Origin of the sequence: Ruegeria sp. HKCCD7296, from assembly GCF_013110775.1 — a bacterium.
In the GTDB taxonomy this organism is placed as follows: Bacteria; Pseudomonadota; Alphaproteobacteria; order Rhodobacterales; family Rhodobacteraceae; genus Ruegeria.
In genome coordinates, this window is the sequence record NZ_WVRF01000010.1 from 89,570 (window position 1) to 107,011 (window position 17,442).

The 17,442-nt window shown below is 52.9% G+C and carries 21 protein-coding genes; 16 read left to right on the top strand and 5 right to left on the bottom strand.

Features of this window, described 5'->3' with window-relative positions:
- Positions 1-91: 91 nt before the first annotated feature.
- Positions 92-745 carry a HupE/UreJ family protein gene (locus tag GS632_RS14280; RefSeq protein WP_245223309.1) on the top strand — a complete coding sequence of 218 codons (654 nt, stop codon included), beginning with the start codon at positions 92-94 and terminating at the stop codon, positions 743-745.
- A gap of 12 nt (positions 746-757) precedes the next feature.
- Positions 758-1,372, top strand: a complete 615-nt coding sequence (locus GS632_RS14285) for a transmembrane anchor protein (protein ID WP_171238404.1) — start codon at positions 758-760, stop codon at positions 1,370-1,372.
- A 143-nt stretch (positions 1,373-1,515) separates the two neighbouring features.
- On the opposite strand, the gene GS632_RS14290 is transcribed toward GS632_RS14285, so the two are convergent.
- Genes GS632_RS14290 through GS632_RS14305 form a run of 4 tightly spaced genes read right to left on the bottom strand, consistent with a single transcriptional unit; the run spans position 1,516 to position 3,614 of the window.
- Positions 1,516-1,950 (bottom strand): cytochrome c, encoded by a 435-nt coding sequence (locus GS632_RS14290; protein WP_171238403.1) that lies wholly within the window; start codon positions 1,948-1,950, stop codon positions 1,516-1,518.
- 11 nt (positions 1,951-1,961) lie between these two features.
- Entirely contained in the window at positions 1,962-2,828 is an 867-nt protein-coding gene (locus tag GS632_RS14295; protein ID WP_171722058.1) for a copper resistance D family protein, read from the bottom strand.
- A 2-nt stretch (positions 2,829-2,830) separates the two neighbouring features.
- Positions 2,831-3,172 (bottom strand): copper resistance CopC family protein, encoded by a 342-nt coding sequence (locus GS632_RS14300; RefSeq protein WP_171181708.1) that lies wholly within the window; start codon positions 3,170-3,172, stop codon positions 2,831-2,833.
- 10 nt (positions 3,173-3,182) lie between these two features.
- A complete protein-coding gene (locus GS632_RS14305; protein WP_170787093.1) occupies positions 3,183-3,614 on the bottom strand; it encodes a cytochrome c in 432 nt (143 codons plus the stop codon).
- A 959-nt stretch (positions 3,615-4,573) separates the two neighbouring features.
- Between GS632_RS14305 and GS632_RS14310 the strand changes: the two genes are divergently transcribed.
- The 12 genes from GS632_RS14310 (at position 4,574) to GS632_RS14365 (ending at position 12,497) form a co-directional block, all read left to right on the top strand.
- Positions 4,574-5,692 (top strand): integrase family protein, encoded by a 1,119-nt coding sequence (locus tag GS632_RS14310; RefSeq protein ID WP_171722059.1) that lies wholly within the window; start codon positions 4,574-4,576, stop codon positions 5,690-5,692.
- The gene (locus GS632_RS14315) at positions 5,689-6,159 is read left to right on the top strand and encodes a hypothetical protein (RefSeq protein WP_171722060.1); all 471 of its coding nucleotides are present in this window, start codon (positions 5,689-5,691) and stop codon (positions 6,157-6,159) included. The genes GS632_RS14310 and GS632_RS14315 overlap by 4 nt, the downstream gene beginning before the upstream one ends.
- 77 nt (positions 6,160-6,236) lie before the next feature.
- Positions 6,237-6,500, top strand: coding sequence for an AlpA family transcriptional regulator (locus GS632_RS14320; RefSeq protein ID WP_171722061.1), 264 nt, complete (start codon positions 6,237-6,239; stop codon positions 6,498-6,500).
- The gene (locus GS632_RS14325; protein WP_171722062.1) at positions 6,500-6,721 is read left to right on the top strand and encodes a hypothetical protein; all 222 of its coding nucleotides are present in this window, start codon (positions 6,500-6,502) and stop codon (positions 6,719-6,721) included. Before GS632_RS14320 ends, GS632_RS14325 begins: the two co-directional genes overlap by 1 nt.
- Before the next feature lie 14 nt (positions 6,722-6,735).
- Positions 6,736-6,942, top strand: coding sequence for a hypothetical protein (locus tag GS632_RS14330; RefSeq protein ID WP_171722063.1), 207 nt, complete (start codon positions 6,736-6,738; stop codon positions 6,940-6,942).
- A 90-nt stretch (positions 6,943-7,032) separates the two neighbouring features.
- Positions 7,033-7,383 carry a hypothetical protein gene (locus GS632_RS14335; protein WP_171722064.1) on the top strand — a complete coding sequence of 117 codons (351 nt, stop codon included), beginning with the start codon at positions 7,033-7,035 and terminating at the stop codon, positions 7,381-7,383.
- A 2-nt stretch (positions 7,384-7,385) separates the two neighbouring features.
- On the top strand, positions 7,386-7,661 hold the full coding sequence (locus GS632_RS14340) for a hypothetical protein (RefSeq protein ID WP_171722065.1): 276 nt from the start codon (positions 7,386-7,388) through the stop codon (positions 7,659-7,661).
- The gene (locus GS632_RS14345; protein ID WP_171722066.1) at positions 7,661-8,029 is read left to right on the top strand and encodes a hypothetical protein; all 369 of its coding nucleotides are present in this window, start codon (positions 7,661-7,663) and stop codon (positions 8,027-8,029) included. The genes GS632_RS14340 and GS632_RS14345 overlap by 1 nt, the downstream gene beginning before the upstream one ends.
- A gap of 69 nt (positions 8,030-8,098) precedes the next feature.
- Positions 8,099-10,813, top strand: a complete 2,715-nt coding sequence (locus GS632_RS14350; protein ID WP_171722067.1) for a DUF5906 domain-containing protein — start codon at positions 8,099-8,101, stop codon at positions 10,811-10,813.
- A gap of 148 nt (positions 10,814-10,961) precedes the next feature.
- Complete coding sequence (locus tag GS632_RS14355; RefSeq protein WP_171722068.1) at positions 10,962-11,309, top strand: HNH endonuclease; 348 nt, start codon at positions 10,962-10,964, stop codon at positions 11,307-11,309.
- A gap of 341 nt (positions 11,310-11,650) precedes the next feature.
- The gene (locus GS632_RS14360) at positions 11,651-12,145 is read left to right on the top strand and encodes a hypothetical protein (protein WP_171722069.1); all 495 of its coding nucleotides are present in this window, start codon (positions 11,651-11,653) and stop codon (positions 12,143-12,145) included.
- A 1-nt stretch (position 12,146) separates the two neighbouring features.
- Positions 12,147-12,497, top strand: coding sequence for a hypothetical protein (locus tag GS632_RS14365; RefSeq protein ID WP_171722070.1), 351 nt, complete (start codon positions 12,147-12,149; stop codon positions 12,495-12,497).
- A gap of 644 nt (positions 12,498-13,141) precedes the next feature.
- Here the strand turns inward: GS632_RS14365 and GS632_RS14370 are convergent.
- Entirely contained in the window at positions 13,142-13,756 is a 615-nt protein-coding gene (locus GS632_RS14370) for a response regulator transcription factor (RefSeq protein ID WP_171181261.1), read from the bottom strand.
- Positions 13,757-13,891: 135 nt separating this feature from the next.
- Between GS632_RS14370 and GS632_RS14375 the strand changes: the two genes are divergently transcribed.
- Together GS632_RS14375 and GS632_RS14380 are read left to right on the top strand one after the other, a co-directional pair.
- Positions 13,892-14,371: an oxidoreductase gene (locus tag GS632_RS14375; protein ID WP_171181263.1), complete on the top strand. Its 480-nt coding sequence runs from the start codon at positions 13,892-13,894 to the stop codon at positions 14,369-14,371.
- A 46-nt stretch (positions 14,372-14,417) separates the two neighbouring features.
- On the top strand, positions 14,418-16,979 hold the full coding sequence (locus GS632_RS14380) for an ATP-binding protein (protein ID WP_171722071.1): 2,562 nt from the start codon (positions 14,418-14,420) through the stop codon (positions 16,977-16,979).
- The last annotated feature ends 463 nt before the right edge of the window (positions 16,980-17,442 follow it).

Sequence of the window (17,442 nt, forward strand, 5' to 3'; positions counted from 1 at the left end):
CAATCTAAATACTAAGCGGAGTTACTCCATAAGAACCTTCATTGAAGGCGTCAGACGCAATTCTAAGCGTCTCGCGTTCTTCGTCCTATCCATATTGCTGCTATCGACCAGCGCAGCTTTGGCGCATGATGTTACGCCCGGCGATGCTGGCTACATCCAAGAAATCTGGGGCGTGCACATCATCCCCTTCATGTACCTCGGCGCCAAACATATGGTGACGGGCTACGACCATATCCTGTTCCTCCTTGGCGTCGTCTTCTTCCTCTATCGGTCGAAAGACGTTGCAGTCTACGTGAGCCTCTTTGCAGTGGGGCATTCCATCACGATGCTTGCAGGCGTCTGGTTTGGCTGGGGCATCAGTTCATACATTGTGGATGCCATCATTGGGTTGTCCGTTGTCTACAAGGCACTCGACAACCTAGGGGCCTATCAACGGTGGTTCGGCTTTCAGCCCAACACCAAGGCGGCGACTTTCATCTTCGGCCTGTTTCACGGCACCGGCTTGGCTACGAAGATACTCGACTACCAGATCGCACCCGACGGGCTTCTGCCCAACCTCCTGGCGTTCAACGTTGGCGTCGAGATCGGGCAACTTCTGGCATTGGCTGCCATCCTCATCGTCATGGGGTACTGGCGAAAGAGCGCCAAGTTTTTCGAACAAGCCTACACCGTCAATGTCGTCATGATGACCATCGGCTTTGTGCTGATGGGATACCAACTCACCGGCTATTTTGTGGCCGCATAAGGAACACCACAGATGTTTAACGCAAAGAAACCGAGCCTCGAAGAGTTACCAAGCTCAGCCCAACTCCTTCGGTCCACCATCATCGCGGGTGTCAGCGCCGTGGCAATACTGGTCGCTGTTGTGCTGCCTGCGGAATACGGGATCGACCCAACGGGTGCCGGCCGCGTGCTTGGCCTGACCGAGATGGGTGAAATCAAACAGGACCTGGCGGATGAAGCCGAACAAGACCAACAGCTTCATGGGGCCGATCAGTCGTCAAGCTTATGGGATAACGTGTTCGGTCTGTTCGTTGGCACAGCACTTGCTCAGGAGGCGTGGCAGGATACAATCACGTTCACGCTCGAACCTGGCGAGTTCACCGAGATTAAGGCAACTATGGAAGAGGGCGCGACCCTCTTTTACGCGTGGGCGGCTGAAGGTGGTCGTATCAACTTCGACCTCCACGCGCATGCGGGCGACCAAAACGTGACCTACGAGAAGGGGCGCGGTCAAACCGAAGGCGAGGGCAGTTTTGAAACCCCCTTCGCCGGTGATCACGGCTGGTTCTGGCGAAACAGGGACGATGAGGCGGTAACCGTCACACTCAACCTAAATGGCGCTTACTCGGACATCGTTCGGAGCGAGTGATATCGCAAGCCGCGCATCAAAACAGTGGTGCGCGGCATCAAAACTCCAGTTCGAGTTCTCAAGTAATTGGTGTATGCTGATTAGTTCACTACCCGAGACGCCTTCTGCGGCCAGTACCCAAACCCATTCTAGAATATTGTCTTCTACTGGTGCGGCAGGTTGCGACTAGCCTGCATCTGTTGAACATCGTCAGGCCAAGTGGAACGTATGTAGGCCAGAACGTCCCATATGTCTTCGTCAGTCATGGTGCTTTCAAAGCCGGGCATGCCACTGTTAAAGTCTTTAACACCGCGTGCTGCCAACGCGTCTGCCCCACCTAGTTTGGTATACTCGAACAGCAGCTGATTATCATGGTGCCATGTGTGCCCTGTCACGTCATGTGGTGGAGCAGGCAACACTCCGTCATCGTCGGGTGTCTGCCAGTTGGGTTGGCCTTCCAGATTAACTCCATGGCATGAGGCGCAGTGCTCTGCATAGAGTTCCTGCCCATTCGCGAGGTCTCTATCTAACAACTCATGGTCTGCAGCGACGCTGGTACCAATGCAGCATATAGCAAGTGCGGAAAGGTGTTTTTTCATCTCTGCCTACCTTAACTCGGAAGCGTTAGTACGCTCGTGAGTGTGGCTGTTGTCGCCAAAACCACTAATACGACTATTGCCTCCACCTCGATAGATCGGGCGAGGTGTCGCGCTGCTTTAGCATCTCCGCTTTGCATGGACGGAACAAATCGAAGCTTGTTCGCTGCGGCGAGGATCAACAACAGCCCCACCAGCAACACCTTGAACAACAGTGCCTGCCCGTAGTCAGTGAACAAGATCCCTTGGAGATTGCCAACAAGCAACCAAGCCATCCAGAGACCTGCCACGATCAAAGTCGGAACAATCAATGCAGCAGCTTGTCCAAACCTGTGCCCCAGTCCAGCAGCATCTGTCAGATGTTCAGGCATGAGAGCCAAACTCCGCAGCGGGCTAAATATGCCCACCCAGAAGGCTACACATAGCAGGTGCAATAGCAGCAAGAGCTGGATGCCGACACTCTCTAGCTCGGGTACGTGCCCGATCTGTGCAAAGGACCACAAAGCCACTGTGCCACCCAACAGTGCGATCCATTGACCAAAGCGAGGAACAGACAGCCCCACAAGGATCAACACTGCGCCGATAAGGCGGTAGACAAAGGCGTCTCCCACGGATGTCTGCCAAAGCAGACCAAGCATTTCTGGATCGACCATGCCGTCAACTCCGCCTGTTAAGGCGGCTCCACGAAGCAGGAAACCAACAACCGTTGCGGCGAGAGCAAGCCACGCTAAGGCTCTAGCTTGGCGTTTTATCCCGAGGCTTATCGGTGCGACAAAGCCGGAACAGAGGTAACTAACAATCACAAGCCCGGTGGACCCCGCAAAGCCGATGTAGAGCCCTAGCTTTGCGAGGATCGAGGCAATACCCCAAATGTCTGGCATGCTCATTCCACGGTAAAGGAAAACTTGCCCTGCATCGCATGGCCGTCTTCACCTAAACCACGCCATTCGATGACATAGGTGCCCGTTCCATTGCTCGGCAGTGGGATCGTGAACTCCTGACCAAAATTTGTCTGGTCGCCCAAATCCAGGCTTACGGCCGAGTGTTCTTCATGGGCCATCTGTATCCGTGTCAACCGGATATCCTTAGAGAAGTTGAGGCCAATTTCAGCGGGCACAGTGGTTATTGTGGCTCCGTCGGCAGGAGTTGTTTCTTCGATCTTGGAATGCGCGAGTACGCCGCTGGGAAGGGCAGCCATGAGTGCGAGTGTTATGAACTTTTTCATGGTCCTGTCCTCAATTTATCCCGTTGGCACGTTGAATTTCACGAATGTACGCGATCACCATGGCAACGTCACCTCGCGTCAGACCTTCCACGGGCGGCATGTCGCCAAACTGCCAATGGTGGCTTCTCACACCTTGTGAAACTGCCCTCTGAAAGGCTTCATCCGCGTGGTGGCTGGGTTCGTAGATCTTGTGGATCAGAGGCGGTCCTGCGCCTTCCACACCGACCGCATTGACACCATGGCAAGAGGCGCAGGAGACCTCAAAGACACGCTGGCCGATTTCAGCGTTACCCTCGATGGGCGGCATCTGAATTGCGACCATAGCATCGCCTTCAAGTGGTTCCTGTGGTGCGGCCTCTTCGATTGAACCGGGCCGAAGAGTTGTGAAAGCGGCGACAGCAGCGACGGTGCATAGGCCTATTGTTAAGTATCTTTTTTTCATAGATTGGTCCTGACATTTTGGAAGCTGTTAGTGCTGCGAAACATCGCGAACAGCCGCACGGGCTTGTCGCTTGCGTCCGCAAGGATTTACGCTGCTTCAAAGGTCAGGGGGCCTGTATGGGCTATCTGGTTCATTCAGCTTGGCTTGGGCATTATCCTGGAGCTCTAGGTCAATATCACGTTGACCTTGAGCGGGTTCACCGTTCTCGACGAGCAATACCACTACTTGGCAGATAAAGGGATTACATTCTCCGGTTCCAGAACTCTCTGGGTCATGATGATGACTTGGAACCGAGATGTCACCGCTGCTCATTGCTGATACAGAGTGTTTCGCAGTTTGCGCATGTTCTTCACAATGAATGCCAATGCAACCATTTGATACCGCGTGAGCAACGCCAGCTATGCCGGTCAGGATGACCAGAAAGCTAACCAAAAGCACAAATGGGTATCGCCGGATGACCATGGTGCTGGACGCTACTGCACAGGAGCGTCCATGACAACGCCATACACTTCATCCTAACGGTTCTAGGTGTGGTGCTTGGTCTCGTGCGGGGGGGGTGGTGTCGTATAGGACAGTGGCCGACGGAAGTTATAAATGCAGTGTCTGTACAGTGAGAGATACGCATGCAGCTTCATTTTGTGTCACACCTGTGTGTCACACCGCTCTAATGCTTGCTATCTAGTTGTATTGTTAGGTTTTGGTGGAGCCTAGGGGAGTCGAACCCCTGACCTCTTGCATGCCATGCACACCTATGCACCCCTGAGCAAGTTGCCCATGCTGCCCATGCCTTTGTTTAATTGGATTTTTACGCGTTCGACCTCTTGCACAAACCCGCCCATTATGACCATATGACCCATGCAACGCACTAGGGGCGCACCCCCAGCGCACCCCCGAACGATTTGGGGCGGTCCTGTCGCCAAACAATCACCGCCCCCGGATCATGGATGAAAGGACAACACATGACCCAAGCTATTACTACCGATGCAGCCGTGAAGGCCGCAAGAGTTAAACCCGGTCAGGACCGCTCTGACTATTCCGTCGAAGGTGTTCCCGGCCTGCGCCTGCGCGTCACGGCACGGGGCGTCAAAACGTTCCGTCTCGAAAGCAGAAAGACCGGCAAGGTGACAATCGGCCAGTACCCGGTCACCAGCCTGGGCGATGCCCGCAAGGCCGCATCCATCCTGATTGCAGAGGCCGACAAAGCTGCCGTGAATGGTGTCGTGGGGCAGAAGGTTCTAGCCACACAGGACCGGCGCACACTGGCTGACCTGATGGATGCCTATGCGAATGAGAAAGGCCACGGCTTGGCGTCATGGCCCGACATGCGTCGCCAGATTGAATATCGCTATGACGCGGGCCAGCCGGTCCGCAAGTTGACGGATCAGGTGATGCTTGCCCCGGTTCTGAAGGATCGTACCGTCGCAGCCAAACGTGCCTGCCGGTATCTGTCCACCGTCCTGCGTTGGGCGGATGCGGGCCAACCTATCCCGAATAGCAGGCTGGATGATCTGGTGCCTGAGACGCCACAGGATCGCGTTCTGTCCGATGCGGAACTGAAGGCGGTGGTTCTGGCCGCATCGAAGCTGCCGCCATTGTGGCGCGACTTCACCCTTGCGCTGATCTACAGCATGCGCCGCCGCCAAGAGGTAACCGGGGCAGAAGTCGAACACATCGATCACGACGCGGGCATCTGGCAGGCACGGATATTCAAAACACGCGGTAAGGGATACCGCACCGAAGCGCACCCAATTGCCCCGCAACTGGCCGAGATCTTCACCAAGCGAGGCGTAGAGTCCGGCCCGATCTTCCCGATCACCAGCAACTTCGACCGCACGCTGAAGCGGCTGCACAAGCTGTCGGGAACGTCCGGTTGGTCATGGCACGATCTAAGGCGCACAGGGCGGACCATCATGGGCCGGGAAGGTGTGAACCCTCTAATCGCGGAACGCTGCATGGGTCACGCTCTGGCGGGGGCTGCGCGAATGCAGGCGGTCTATGACCTGTACGACTACAGCGACGAAATGCGGAACGCCTATGTCCGTCTGGCCGACGCTGTGGATCGGATCGTGGCGTCATGAATACCGGCGAAGAACTGCGCCAGATCATCGAACGACTGCAACACTTGAAAGGATCGCCAGGTTACCGACTGACTGATCCCGAGGCCAAGAGGCGTTTCGACATCGACCTGCAAACCGGTCACGCTCTGGCCCGTCAGGTATTGCGCCGTGCGCGTGCTGGGCTGGCCCTGTGGGACGCAGGCGACCGGGACGGGGCGCAAGGCATGCTGGATGAAGTATTGGGTGCCATGGCCTATCTGCGCCGCGCTGGTGTCGATCTGGACAAGCCACCTGTCTACGGGCGCAACAGCAGCGACCGGAACGCAAGGTTCGCCCGTCTGGTTGATGCCAAGCGCGAGGCGACCGGACAAATCATTGAGGTTTGTATCGACGCGGTCATGTTGGAAAATCCCGATCTGGCGCGACTTTTCGCAACCAGAAACCCGGCGTCATTGAAGAAGGCTTACCAAAGGGGACAAAAAGCATAGTCGTGTTTTTTGTCCCTATCTGAACCGATTTTTATGTGAATATTGGTCTGTACCTTTAACCAACTGAGGTACAGAAAATGTCCAAAGAACGGACCCTGCGCTTGATGCGCATTAGCGAGGTTTCAGACCGGACCGGTCTGTCCCGCACCACCATCACCGAACTGGAAAAGAAGAACCTCTTTCCGAAGCGGGTGCCACTGACCAAGCACACCAACGGCTATGTCGAAGCTGAGGTGGACGATTGGTTGCATTACCGGAAGAAGCTGCGCGATCTGAACGATCCGCGCCTGTTGGCTGACGATAGCGTCCTGAACGCGGACCTGTCGCGGGGGGTCGCGTGATGGGTGTTAGTCAAAAGGGGATTGGCACCCTTGCCGACCAGCTTTTTACCGCATTGGACGAAGTGGAAACGGTGGCCAATGCGACTCGCTACCCGCAATTGCTTGATTGCGTCGAAGGGCTGAAGACGAGTGTTGAATTTACTTGTTCTGCCCTGACCGATCTGGCCGACGGTGAAGACGGATCAGGCGAACCGGTGCCGCTCTATCACGTACCAATGTAACGAAAGGAAGATCTATGCAGATCAACCGACCCACCGCCTGGGAAAAGATTGATACGTGGCAAACGTGCTTGCTCGAAGCCGTGGCGGACCAGAACCCGCGCCGCGTGTCCATCTATTCCGAAGCGATTGCGACACTGTCCGCGCTGCTGACCGGGGGCGATGCCGTTCTGGAACTGGACGCGGACGACGCACACACATTCAACGAAGCAGAAGCCGCCTGAAAGCGAACACCCGACCACTGGGGCCGGGTGCTGATTGAAACCGGGTTGTCAGTTTGCCGACGAGCAACTCACCATCATCAAGAGTATGAAATGAGTAATACACAAACCCGCACCCGCCAGCAAGATTTCCAAGCCGGTGACAGAAAGTTCTTCAAGAGAAACCCAGATCGTCAATTCCGCCTGCGTCGTATGAGCCGGGAAGAAGTGGATATTGTTCTGCCCGAGCCCGACCCGGAACTGGCCGAAGGGAATGTCTGGGTCACCGTCGTCACGAATGTCGAACCCGGTGTGAGAGTTTACACATCGTTCCAGATGATGAGGCAGGCGTCTGTGTTCTGCCACCTCTGGGACGATTTCCACTGCGGATTTGCCGTGCATCAGGGCTGGTTGATGTGTCCCGATGTTGTGGCGCGGGCCATGGTGAACCGGGGGATGTGCTGAAGATGCGCATCACCCGTTGGCAGATCGCGTGCCAGACACGCGACGATCAGGTGACGACACCGCGCGAAGTCTTCGACCGTCTCGGGCTGCAATACCGATATTGGGGTCCGCGCATGTCGCACCAGATAAGCCGCCATCTGAAGGGTCTAGGATTTATGCGGGCCGGTGTGATCAAGCGCGGTCGATACCGGGGCGGGGGTGCCTATCACCGCCTACCACCCGGCGTGCCGTACAAAGACCCAAACCTGCCATCACCACCAAAACAGCGAATACGATGATGAAAGATACAATTGAGTTTGCCCGACGCGACAAAGACCAACTGGTGTTCCTTTGCGAATACTGCGGCCAAATCCACCGGCATGGTGGCATGGATGGTCACTGGATCAGCCATTGCCAAGCCCGTGGCGATTACAACCTGTATTGGCAGGGTGCGGACGAAGAAGATCACCTGACCCAAATGGAACTGGAAACGACGAATAAGGTTCTGGGTAACGCCCGTAATCGGGTTCGCGGTGTCGCTGAACTATTGACCATCATCGGTCTGACGGACGACGCGGACCGCCTGAACAAGCTGGTCGAGGTGTTGAACGAATATGTCGATTACGGTCCGATCAAACGCTGTCGGCTGGAAGAACTGACCCAATAAAAACGACCCGGTCACCGCATGGGGCAATGACCGGGCCAACTGAAACCCTTCGATGAAGGACAACTAAAGATGCCCAACGATACCACAGGATTCGCCCTGACCCTAGTCACCAAAGACGAAGGCATCATGTCGAAGTCGATCTATTTGAACGGCAGCGGGAAGCCGCACAACGACAGCAAACAATGCGCCTTGGAAACCGGCACAGCACAGACCATTCAATTGCCGACACTGACCCATCTGGCAGACCTATTAAACACGATGCCATCCAACCAGTGCATCACCTTGGGGATTATCTCGAATGACCCGTCAGGCGACACGCTATGGCCACTTGTGACCAAAGCGGTTGCACGGACCATGCCACCCGGCACGCACATCACCCGGTCACAAGATCACATAGGATACCGCGAAGGTTTGCCGGGTCTGATGCTGATCGACTTCGACCAGAAAGGAATGCCGGACCGAGTGCGCCAAAAGCTGCAATCCGTGCGGGCGGTTGATGCAATTTTAGGCCAGATTCCGGGCGCGTCCCAAGTCGGTCACGTGTACCGCAACAGCACGTCGTCAGGATTGCGCAACATCCAGACCGGCGAAACCTACCCGCACAATGGGGGCTTTCATTTGTATCTGCCCGTTGCGGACAGCGCAGACATAGACAGAGCGTTGAAAGTCCTTCACCAGCGCATGTTCCTGGCTGGGTTCGGTTGGTATTGGGTCGCCAGTCGGGGTGCGTTGATGGAACGGTCTTTGGTGGACCGTTCCGTCGGACCACCGGAACGCCCGATCTTTGAAGGTGCGCCATTTGTGGCTGAACCCTTGGTGCAGGACGCAGCCAGCCGTGCTGCTGTCGTTTCACCGGGGGCGGGGGTGCTGGATACACGGATCGCGTTGCCCGACCTGACACCGGAAGAACAAGCGCAATTCGACAATCTGGTCCGACAATCGAAGGCGGAAGTGAGCGATGAAGCGCAAGCCGTTCGCGACACCTTTGCACAAGATGAAGCGCAACGTACCGGCAAGTCGATTGAGACGATCCGCGCGGAATTGACCATGGCTGACAAGGGTGTCTTGGCTGTCGATCACGTTCTGAAGTTCGATGATCCTGAGATTGGGCTAAAGACGGTCGGTGAAGTGATGCGTGATCTGACTTTTTATCACGAAAAGTCACTGGCCGATCCGATGGACCCGGATGACGGTCGCGGTAAGGCGATGGTTTTCAATTCCGGTTTGATCAACTCTTACGCCCATGGCGGTGCTGTCTACAAAATGACACCACCGCCTGACGTGATCGGTTCCATGATGCAGGCCGCAGGCGGGCCGGTGGTAGCCGAGATGCCACCCGGCGTAGTCCCGGTCGAAATCGATCCGGTCGTGGACAAGGTGGCCGAACTGATCCGGGGCGATCAGGTCGAAATGGCTTACCGCACCGTCATCAACCCCCATGATCTGGAACACACAGCGCGTCTGATCGTTGCCGGGTACTTCACGGACAATGACCGGCGCACATTGACCCACTGGCGGGGCGACTTCTATCGGTGGATCGGCACGCATTGGGAAGTGATGGCCGAAGATGACATTAAAGACGTGCTGTTCCACTTCTTCAGCAAGATCGTTTGTTACGAGAAAGAGACGCAGGACGGGATCACACGCCACAAAGTCAGCCCGACCAAAGTGCTGGTGTCGAACTACGTCGCGGCACTGCGGGCGGTCACGAAGCGATCCGCAGCCATCGAACCGGGATGGAACAAACCAGAGCCAGGGACATGGCGATCCGTTCAGAATGGCATTCTTGATCTGGACACCGGCAAGCTGGTCGCACACATGCCCGATTTCTTCAATCACACTTGGATTGATGCCGAGTGGCAGGCCGATGCGGTCTGGACCGGGACACGGGCCGAAGCGTTCTTTAACGAAGCGTTGGACACGCCCGATCAAATCGGGTCTATGCAGGAGATTTACGGATACCTGCTGTCCGGCGCGACGTGGCTTCAGAAGGGGTTCATGTTCGTTGGCGAGAAACGAACCGGCAAAGGTACCAACATCAAATTGCTGAAGGCAATGGAAGGCAACTTGGTCTATTCGATCCGGTCCAGCCTGTTGGCCAATCAGTTCGTCATGGAAGGCGCGGTGGGTAAAAGCCTGATGGTGGTACCCGACGTGCGCTTGAGCAAGGACTCGGACTTCAGCGCAATTGGTGAATTGATCCTGACCGTGACCGGTGAAGACGATGTGGACGTGCAGCGCAAGAACAAGCCCGTGTGGACCGGCAAGACGACCGTGCGCCTGATCCTTATGTCCAACAGCATTCTGTTGCTCCGTGATCCTGACGGTGTGCTGGCCAGCCGGTTCATCTATCTGACCTTCCCCAATTCGTTCTATGGGCGCGAAGACCCGGAACTATTGGACGCGTTACTGGCCGAACGATCCGCGATCCTGCGTTGGGCTGTCGAGGGCTGGCAGCGTGTTCGAAGCCAGAAGCGTTTTACCGTGACGGACATTAACGCTCAGATGCAGGCCGATGCGGAAATGCGGATGGACCCGGTTGGCCAATTCGTTGCGGATCGATTGGTCGTGACCGGTGATCAGGAAGACTTCATGGGCAGTGAAATGTTGTTCGGTGTGTTCAAAGCGTACATCGATGGGCGGGACGTTGGTGATTGGACACAGGACGGTTTCATAAAAACACTGAAAACCAAACCGCTGAAAATTACCGCTGGTAAAAACAAAACCCAAACACAGCGCGGTTTTCGCGGCGTAAAATTAAAAATACTGCCGATACCGTCCTGAATAGGACACCTAGGACACCTTTCTGAAATTACTACGCGTAAGGAAAAAAGAGTCCCTTATATACCCCGGTGACCAGTAAGTGTCCGAAACGTGTCCTAGGTGTCCTGCCGATCAATCACCAAATCATCTAGCTGGAAATCTATAAGTAATGGCACAGAAGAAGACGCATCCGTTCTATTCATCACCAAAGTGGAAGAAGCTGCGGCTACTGGCGAAACGCCGCGACAATTACAGATGCACCAACTGCGGTGCTGACGTTCGGCGTTCAGGTGCTGCAATCGTGGATCACGTCAAACCACGCGACCAGTTCCCAGACCTTGCACTGTTCCTGCCGAACCTTCGCACACTGTGCAGGCCATGCGATAACGCGCGGCACGCATCGAAGGGTCGCGGTCGCGAGGTGCCAGCAATTGGACCTGATGGTTTCCCTGTTGGTAGTGATTGGTCATCCGTCTGCAACAGCAACGATGACGATGATGACGACAACGACACGTGACTAATCGTTCGTTGATCGATTGTCCCAAGTTGTGACGCACGCACCATCCATCCCCATCACCATCTTCACACAACGCAACGATGATGACTGATCACGCGTCGATGACGTGGCGATGTATATACGTTTGATGGTCGGTCGCTGATCGTTCTAGGGGCGGGGTAGTCGGAAACAAAGTTAGGGAGTGCGTCACCGGCGTGGGTCCAAAACTTTTCGTGCTAATTCGAGATTTGACCCTACGTGCGCAAAAATCTTGCGCCAACTGGCCATTTTACGCCAAGATACTACCGTCTGAACACACCAATTCAGGACGAATTACGCGCAATCAGACAGGATTTGCACGAATGCCCCGGAAACAGCACAAAACACGCAAAGACAGCCTGACCGGCTTACGACAGGCCGCGCAGGCCGATGAGCCCGCCAGTATCGAACCGCCCGCCGTGCCGGGTGTTGAAGTGTTGAATGATGTTGGCAAGCAGTTCTATGCGCAGGTCTATCAGTCAAATGCTGACGGTTGGTCCATTGGTGATCTGGCAATGATCGTGGAAATGGCATTCGTTCAGCAGCAACTTCACGACAACAGAATTGTTTGTTCGATGTTGCCACCAATCTTCACGCACCCGAACGGCATCACCGGCAAGCATCCGGTCCACACGCATCAGGCCGAACTGACGAAGCAATTGCAGACCTTGGCCCGTGACATTGGCTTACGGTCGAAAGACGGGCTGGTCACATCCGCGTCCGCGACCAAAGCCCCATCGACCGCAGAACCAGAGCCAGGAGGTGAAAACGTCACCAGCTTTGAAGCGTTCCTGAACGACGCGATCAACGGAGGGTAATATGGTCCACCTGCCATCGGACATTACCGAAACGGAAATGGTCCGCGCCAATGGGGGCAAGTCGCTCGAATGGCCGAACGACCCGCTTCACCGGATCGCCTATACACTTTGGCTAAGGAATAACCTGAAAGCCTTCGTTGATCAGGAAAGACTTTCACAGGTGTTCATGATCGGCAGTCACGGCAACCGAGACACCGCCCATAAGGTTCACACCGCACTGCGCACGCTGGCCAAGATCAACGGGTATCACCGGTACCACAACTGGCCGACCGGGTTAGAAGGTGTGATCAAACTGATCAAGACCGATCCGAATGATTGGCCCGCAACGCCCAAACAGTACGGGTTGATCTGATGACCAAGCGCAAACGTGAGAGACAAGCCGATGCGAAGACACCACCTAAACCACATCAGCGCGGATGGCCGCTCAGAGCGGCGAACCGGTCATCCGACGAAAAGCCTCAGATGACGGCAGTGAGCCCTAAGCGGGCAATTTCTGATAGCTCAAAGGCTTTTTGTGTATAAGGTTTGCATTGCATCAAAACTGTCTCTGAAAAGATTTTGACGAAAGGCTGAACAGCTACGAGTTTAAATAAATCACATCACGCCGATGTTTTTTCTCGATTCCAGCATGCAGATTTCCTATACTAAAGTGGCAATCAGTGAGTGGTTGTTTCATTTAATCGATTCTGGTCGCTCCTCCCATTTGCGGGCGGAGCGACAAATTTTTTTGACATGCTTGACGAAAAGCGTTCTAACCAGCTTCTTGATCCGATTGATTGATTTATTTTCCGGTAAAGTAAGTTCGGTAAATACTGCCGCTTTCCAAGTTCACTGAGTTTATTGCTGGGCGCGAGCATAACGCAGAGTTTACTCCTAACCGTTATAGAGTTCGCGACCAAGACTAAAGTCTAGGGTAGGGGCGGATCCACAAATGCAACGTGAACTGAGCAAAACCGATACTTCACATCGATCGGGCGAACGTGCAAAAGGTCCTAACTATACCGGAGAGTTCGAATTTGCTAGCAAAGCAGCTTGCGTTCTATTACTCACCCGCAGTTTTCCGAGAATATTCGTTATATGAAACTTCACGGTCACTTCCTTTAAACTTAAATCTTGCGCTATCGATTTGTTGGATTGACCTGATGCCAGCATCTGGAGGATCTGCCTCTCTCGAGCTGTTAAGCCATAGATTTTCAGTCTATCTTCAGATTGTTTCAGAGAATTGTCACTTGAGTGATCAACAGGACTATTCGCAATCAGTTCGTTGATACTAGCTAGCATCAAATCCACAGGCATAGACTTTGGAAAATAGGCGAGCGCCCCAAGTTCAATGGCTTTATCCGCAACTTCAGGAGAGGCTACTCCGGAAATTATCACTGTTTTTTGGTTTGGAAACCGCGATCTGAGTCTCACTAGACCCTCTAACCCGTCCATTCCTGGCATCTGATAGTCAATAATGGCGAGATCGATATTTCTGAAAGCTGAAAGCGATACGTATGCTTCCTCAGCGCTTGAAGCTACCTTTACTTCAAACCCAGCTTTTTCAGACAGATAGGCGGCCAAGGTATCGCGAACCAGTTGGTGATCATCGGCTAGTAAAATAGTACGCATCGACAACTAGGTTGCCTCCGAATAAGAACTATTGTCCACCAAGCGGCGATTGGCTCGGCTTTCCTTACAGTATGTTCGCTGCCCAATTAAATGATAACATCAATGTAACACCATGCGTTTGGGGAGGCCAACTCTATGATATCAAAAAGTGTTCTGAGCATCGTTTTAGCACTTGTCGCGATGTGTTTTTCATCAGCTAACGCACAAAATTCAATCCCATTGACGGTTGTGCTTGTTGGTGGAGAGCAAATAGAACTCTCATTGGAGGACTTGGATTCGTTGGAACAGGTTTCCTTTTCTACTTCTACAATTTGGACTGACGGAGTCCGAAAATTCAGCGGCGTGCCGGTTTCCGGCCTGCTTGGAAACCTTAACGCCGAAGGTAGTCTTCTTAAATTATTCGCTTTGAACGACTATTCAATAGAAATGCCCGTTGCAGAGTTGGAGTCGGAAGTGCCGATAATCGCGACCCGGATTGACGGCGCCACAATATCGGTTCGTGAAAAAGGACCTTACTGGATAATGTTTCCGTTTGACGACAGTCCTGACTATCAAACAGAGACGACTTTCGCCCGCTCAATCTGGCAGTTGCAACGAATTGTTCTTCACGAATGAGTTGTAAGCGACTCTAGTCTAAAAGGCAGAGTCTCAGGGAGTTGTGATGCAAGATAAACTGGCTAGGATCCTTATTCCGGCATCCGTGTTATTTCTTGTTGCGCTCGTGGTTGCCTTGGGGCGGAATCTTTGGCTTGAACAGCTCGCTTTGTCCACTGCTGGTAACGAAAATGCCCAGTGGACAATTTTGCAGCTGGACACTGAGTTTGCTAATTTGCGTTCTGTCTTGCTTGAGGAATCTTCAAGTCTCAGCCCCCACAGTGCAAGGATCGACATACAGACCCAGATCGCCTTGAGCCGAATTGACCTCGTTAGTGAGGGAGTTGCGCGAGAAATAATCGAGAGCGATAACCGTGCTACGGAGCTGTTGCAACAACTCCATCATTTCGCCGAAGAAGCTACCAAACTTACTCAAAGCGACAGCCTACCCGCTGTTGTTGATGAACTTTTCAACTTGACGACACTCTACAAGCCAGTGGCAAGAGAATTGTCGTTGCTGGGAGTGTCTATCGGAGCCGAAAGAACTGAAGCTCGCCGACAAGTGTTTTCATCAGCTCTTAGAAATGCTGGCGTGATCGCAACTTCAGTCGTCATTTTATTGGCCGCCGTGCTTCTGTTTTTGTACCAAATGTTGCGGATATCAAGGAAGCGCGACCTCGCACTTCGCGAAACGACAGCCCGGTTAGAGTCGACAGTTTCAGCTTCGCTTGATGCTATAGTGATTGGAAATGAGAAGGGAGAAATTGTAGAATTTAATCAAGCTGCTGAGCGTGTTTTTGGCTCGAAGAAGAAGGAAGTTTTAGGTAAGAAAATTGAAGGCACGATTCTGCCCGCTGTACCTTCCAAAGAAAGCAATGAGGCCGATAATACCGAACTTCCCAATCTTTTTTCTGGTTTTTCAGAAAATAAGCGAGTTGAGATTATAGGAACTAGGCGAAACGGGGAGGAATTCCCGGCTGAAGTCAATGTCATAAGGGTTTCAAAGGCCGGTAACGCTTTGGTTGCCGTTTACCTGAGGGACATAAGTGAAAGAAAGCGCAATGAGCGAGCGCTATTGGAGGCCAAGGAGAATGCAGAGCGAACTGATAGGGCAAAATCGCGGTTCTTGGAGATAATGAGCCATGAAATGCGAACTCCTATCACTGGCATTCTAGGAGTTTTGGACCTCCTCAAGACCACAGACCTTACGGAGAAACAAAGCCACTTTTTGGAGGTGGCCATCGCGTCTGGAGAAATTCTGCTGAAGCAGGTAAACGAAGCCCTTGATATTACGCGAATAGAGTCTGGATCTCTGGTTCTGTCACCTGCTAAATTCAACCCACACAATAAAATATCACAAGCCATTGCAGTTCTTGAACCATTGGCGATGGCAAAAGGATTGAAACTGAAAACCGACCTTGATCCTGACTTGTTCGGCTACTTCATTGCTGACGAATTGCGTGTCGGCCAAATCGTCACGAACCTGGTTGGAAACGCTATCAAGTTTACTTCTGTCGGAAGTGTCAATGTCCAGTTGCGCGGCAACATTTCGCAGCAGATCACTGACTTAATTTTGACCGTCTCAGATACGGGAGACGGGATTCCAGAAAACCAATTTGAAAAAGTTTTCGAAGACTATGTGACGCTTGCACTAGACAAAGGTAGACTGCCTAGGGGAGATGGGCTTGGACTACCAATTTCAAGAAAAATTGCGAGGATGATGGGGGGAGACATTACTGTTTGCTCACAGTTGGGACGCGGAAGTCATTTTACCCTGACTATACCCATGAAAAAAGCGTCCGAATCTCCGCGAAATGGACCTAAGGTCGATCGCTTAAATTTAGTAAGATCCGCCCCGAGTGTGCAGAAACTTTCTGTCCTCGTCGTTGAAGACAACGCTGTCAACAATTCGGTTCTTTGTGAAATGCTATCAAGCTTGGGTCACAACGTTCAAAGTGCGCTCTCAGGGGACGAAGGATACGAATTGGCAATAAGCACAAAGCATGATGTCATTCTTATGGACATTGGTTTACCTGACACTGATGGTTGCAAACTGACAGAGAGGATCAGAATGTCGGGTGGCCCGAACAAAACCAGTCGGATTCACGGTCTTTCTGCTTACGATGAAGGGGAATATCTTAAAAATGCTTTGAAATCTGGCATGGACGGTTTTTCAACCAAACCAATTCGCCTCCGAGATCTCCAAAAGGTATTGCTGGGAGAGCCGCTGGTTTCGGACCCTGTGCGGGGAGATGCATCTTTAATTGATACAAAAATACTGCAAGAACTTGGTGACACACTAGGTCAAGCGCAAATGGAGAATGCTCTACGGGAATTCTTCGAAGAGATGTTCAATTTCTGTGTGGAACATGAGATGCTTTCTGATTTGAATGAGAGAGGAGAACTGGCATCTCACCTTCATAAACTCAGCGGAGCAGCCGCTTTGTTCGGTTTTCGCTCATTGACGAAAGTTATTGAGCACACCCGTAAGCAAGCTGTCGAGGCAGATATAAACTCACTAGAAATCGAATTAAGCCGCTTAAAGCAAGAGACCGAAGAGACTCGCCGGAGAATGGAAAAACTAGACTTCACTAAGAAAACTGACACTTCGCGCCGGTACATTAGCTAGTTTTTTGCCTACTTTTGGCGAGTATTGTCTTGCCGATCTATTCTAATTGGTAGGTTGATAAAATTTATCGGTAGCAGATAATTCGGAGAGAAAAAACAAAAGAACGGTACTCACTCACCGGAACAAACTATCGTTCTTAGCCCGCCGACGTTGTTCGGCGGGTGTTTTTGTTGGTCTTGTCGGAAAAACTTTGATCGAGGCGGGCAGGAGGCAGTCGTAGCTTCCAATCAACAAAACAAAGTAGCCATCCAAGTACTTGAAAAACAAGACCCGTGATCATTCGTCCGGCTGTGAAGCTGAATGTGTGGTTCTCTCTTCGCTTCGAAATGTAAAAAACCTCACGCACGAGCGTGGCATCGAAGTAAGTCATGTAACTTTGCTCGTAAAACGGTAGTACACATCACCTTCATACGCCGCTTTGAAGAAACGGCAGCTTTGTCCGCAGAGCGGTCACTAAGACGGA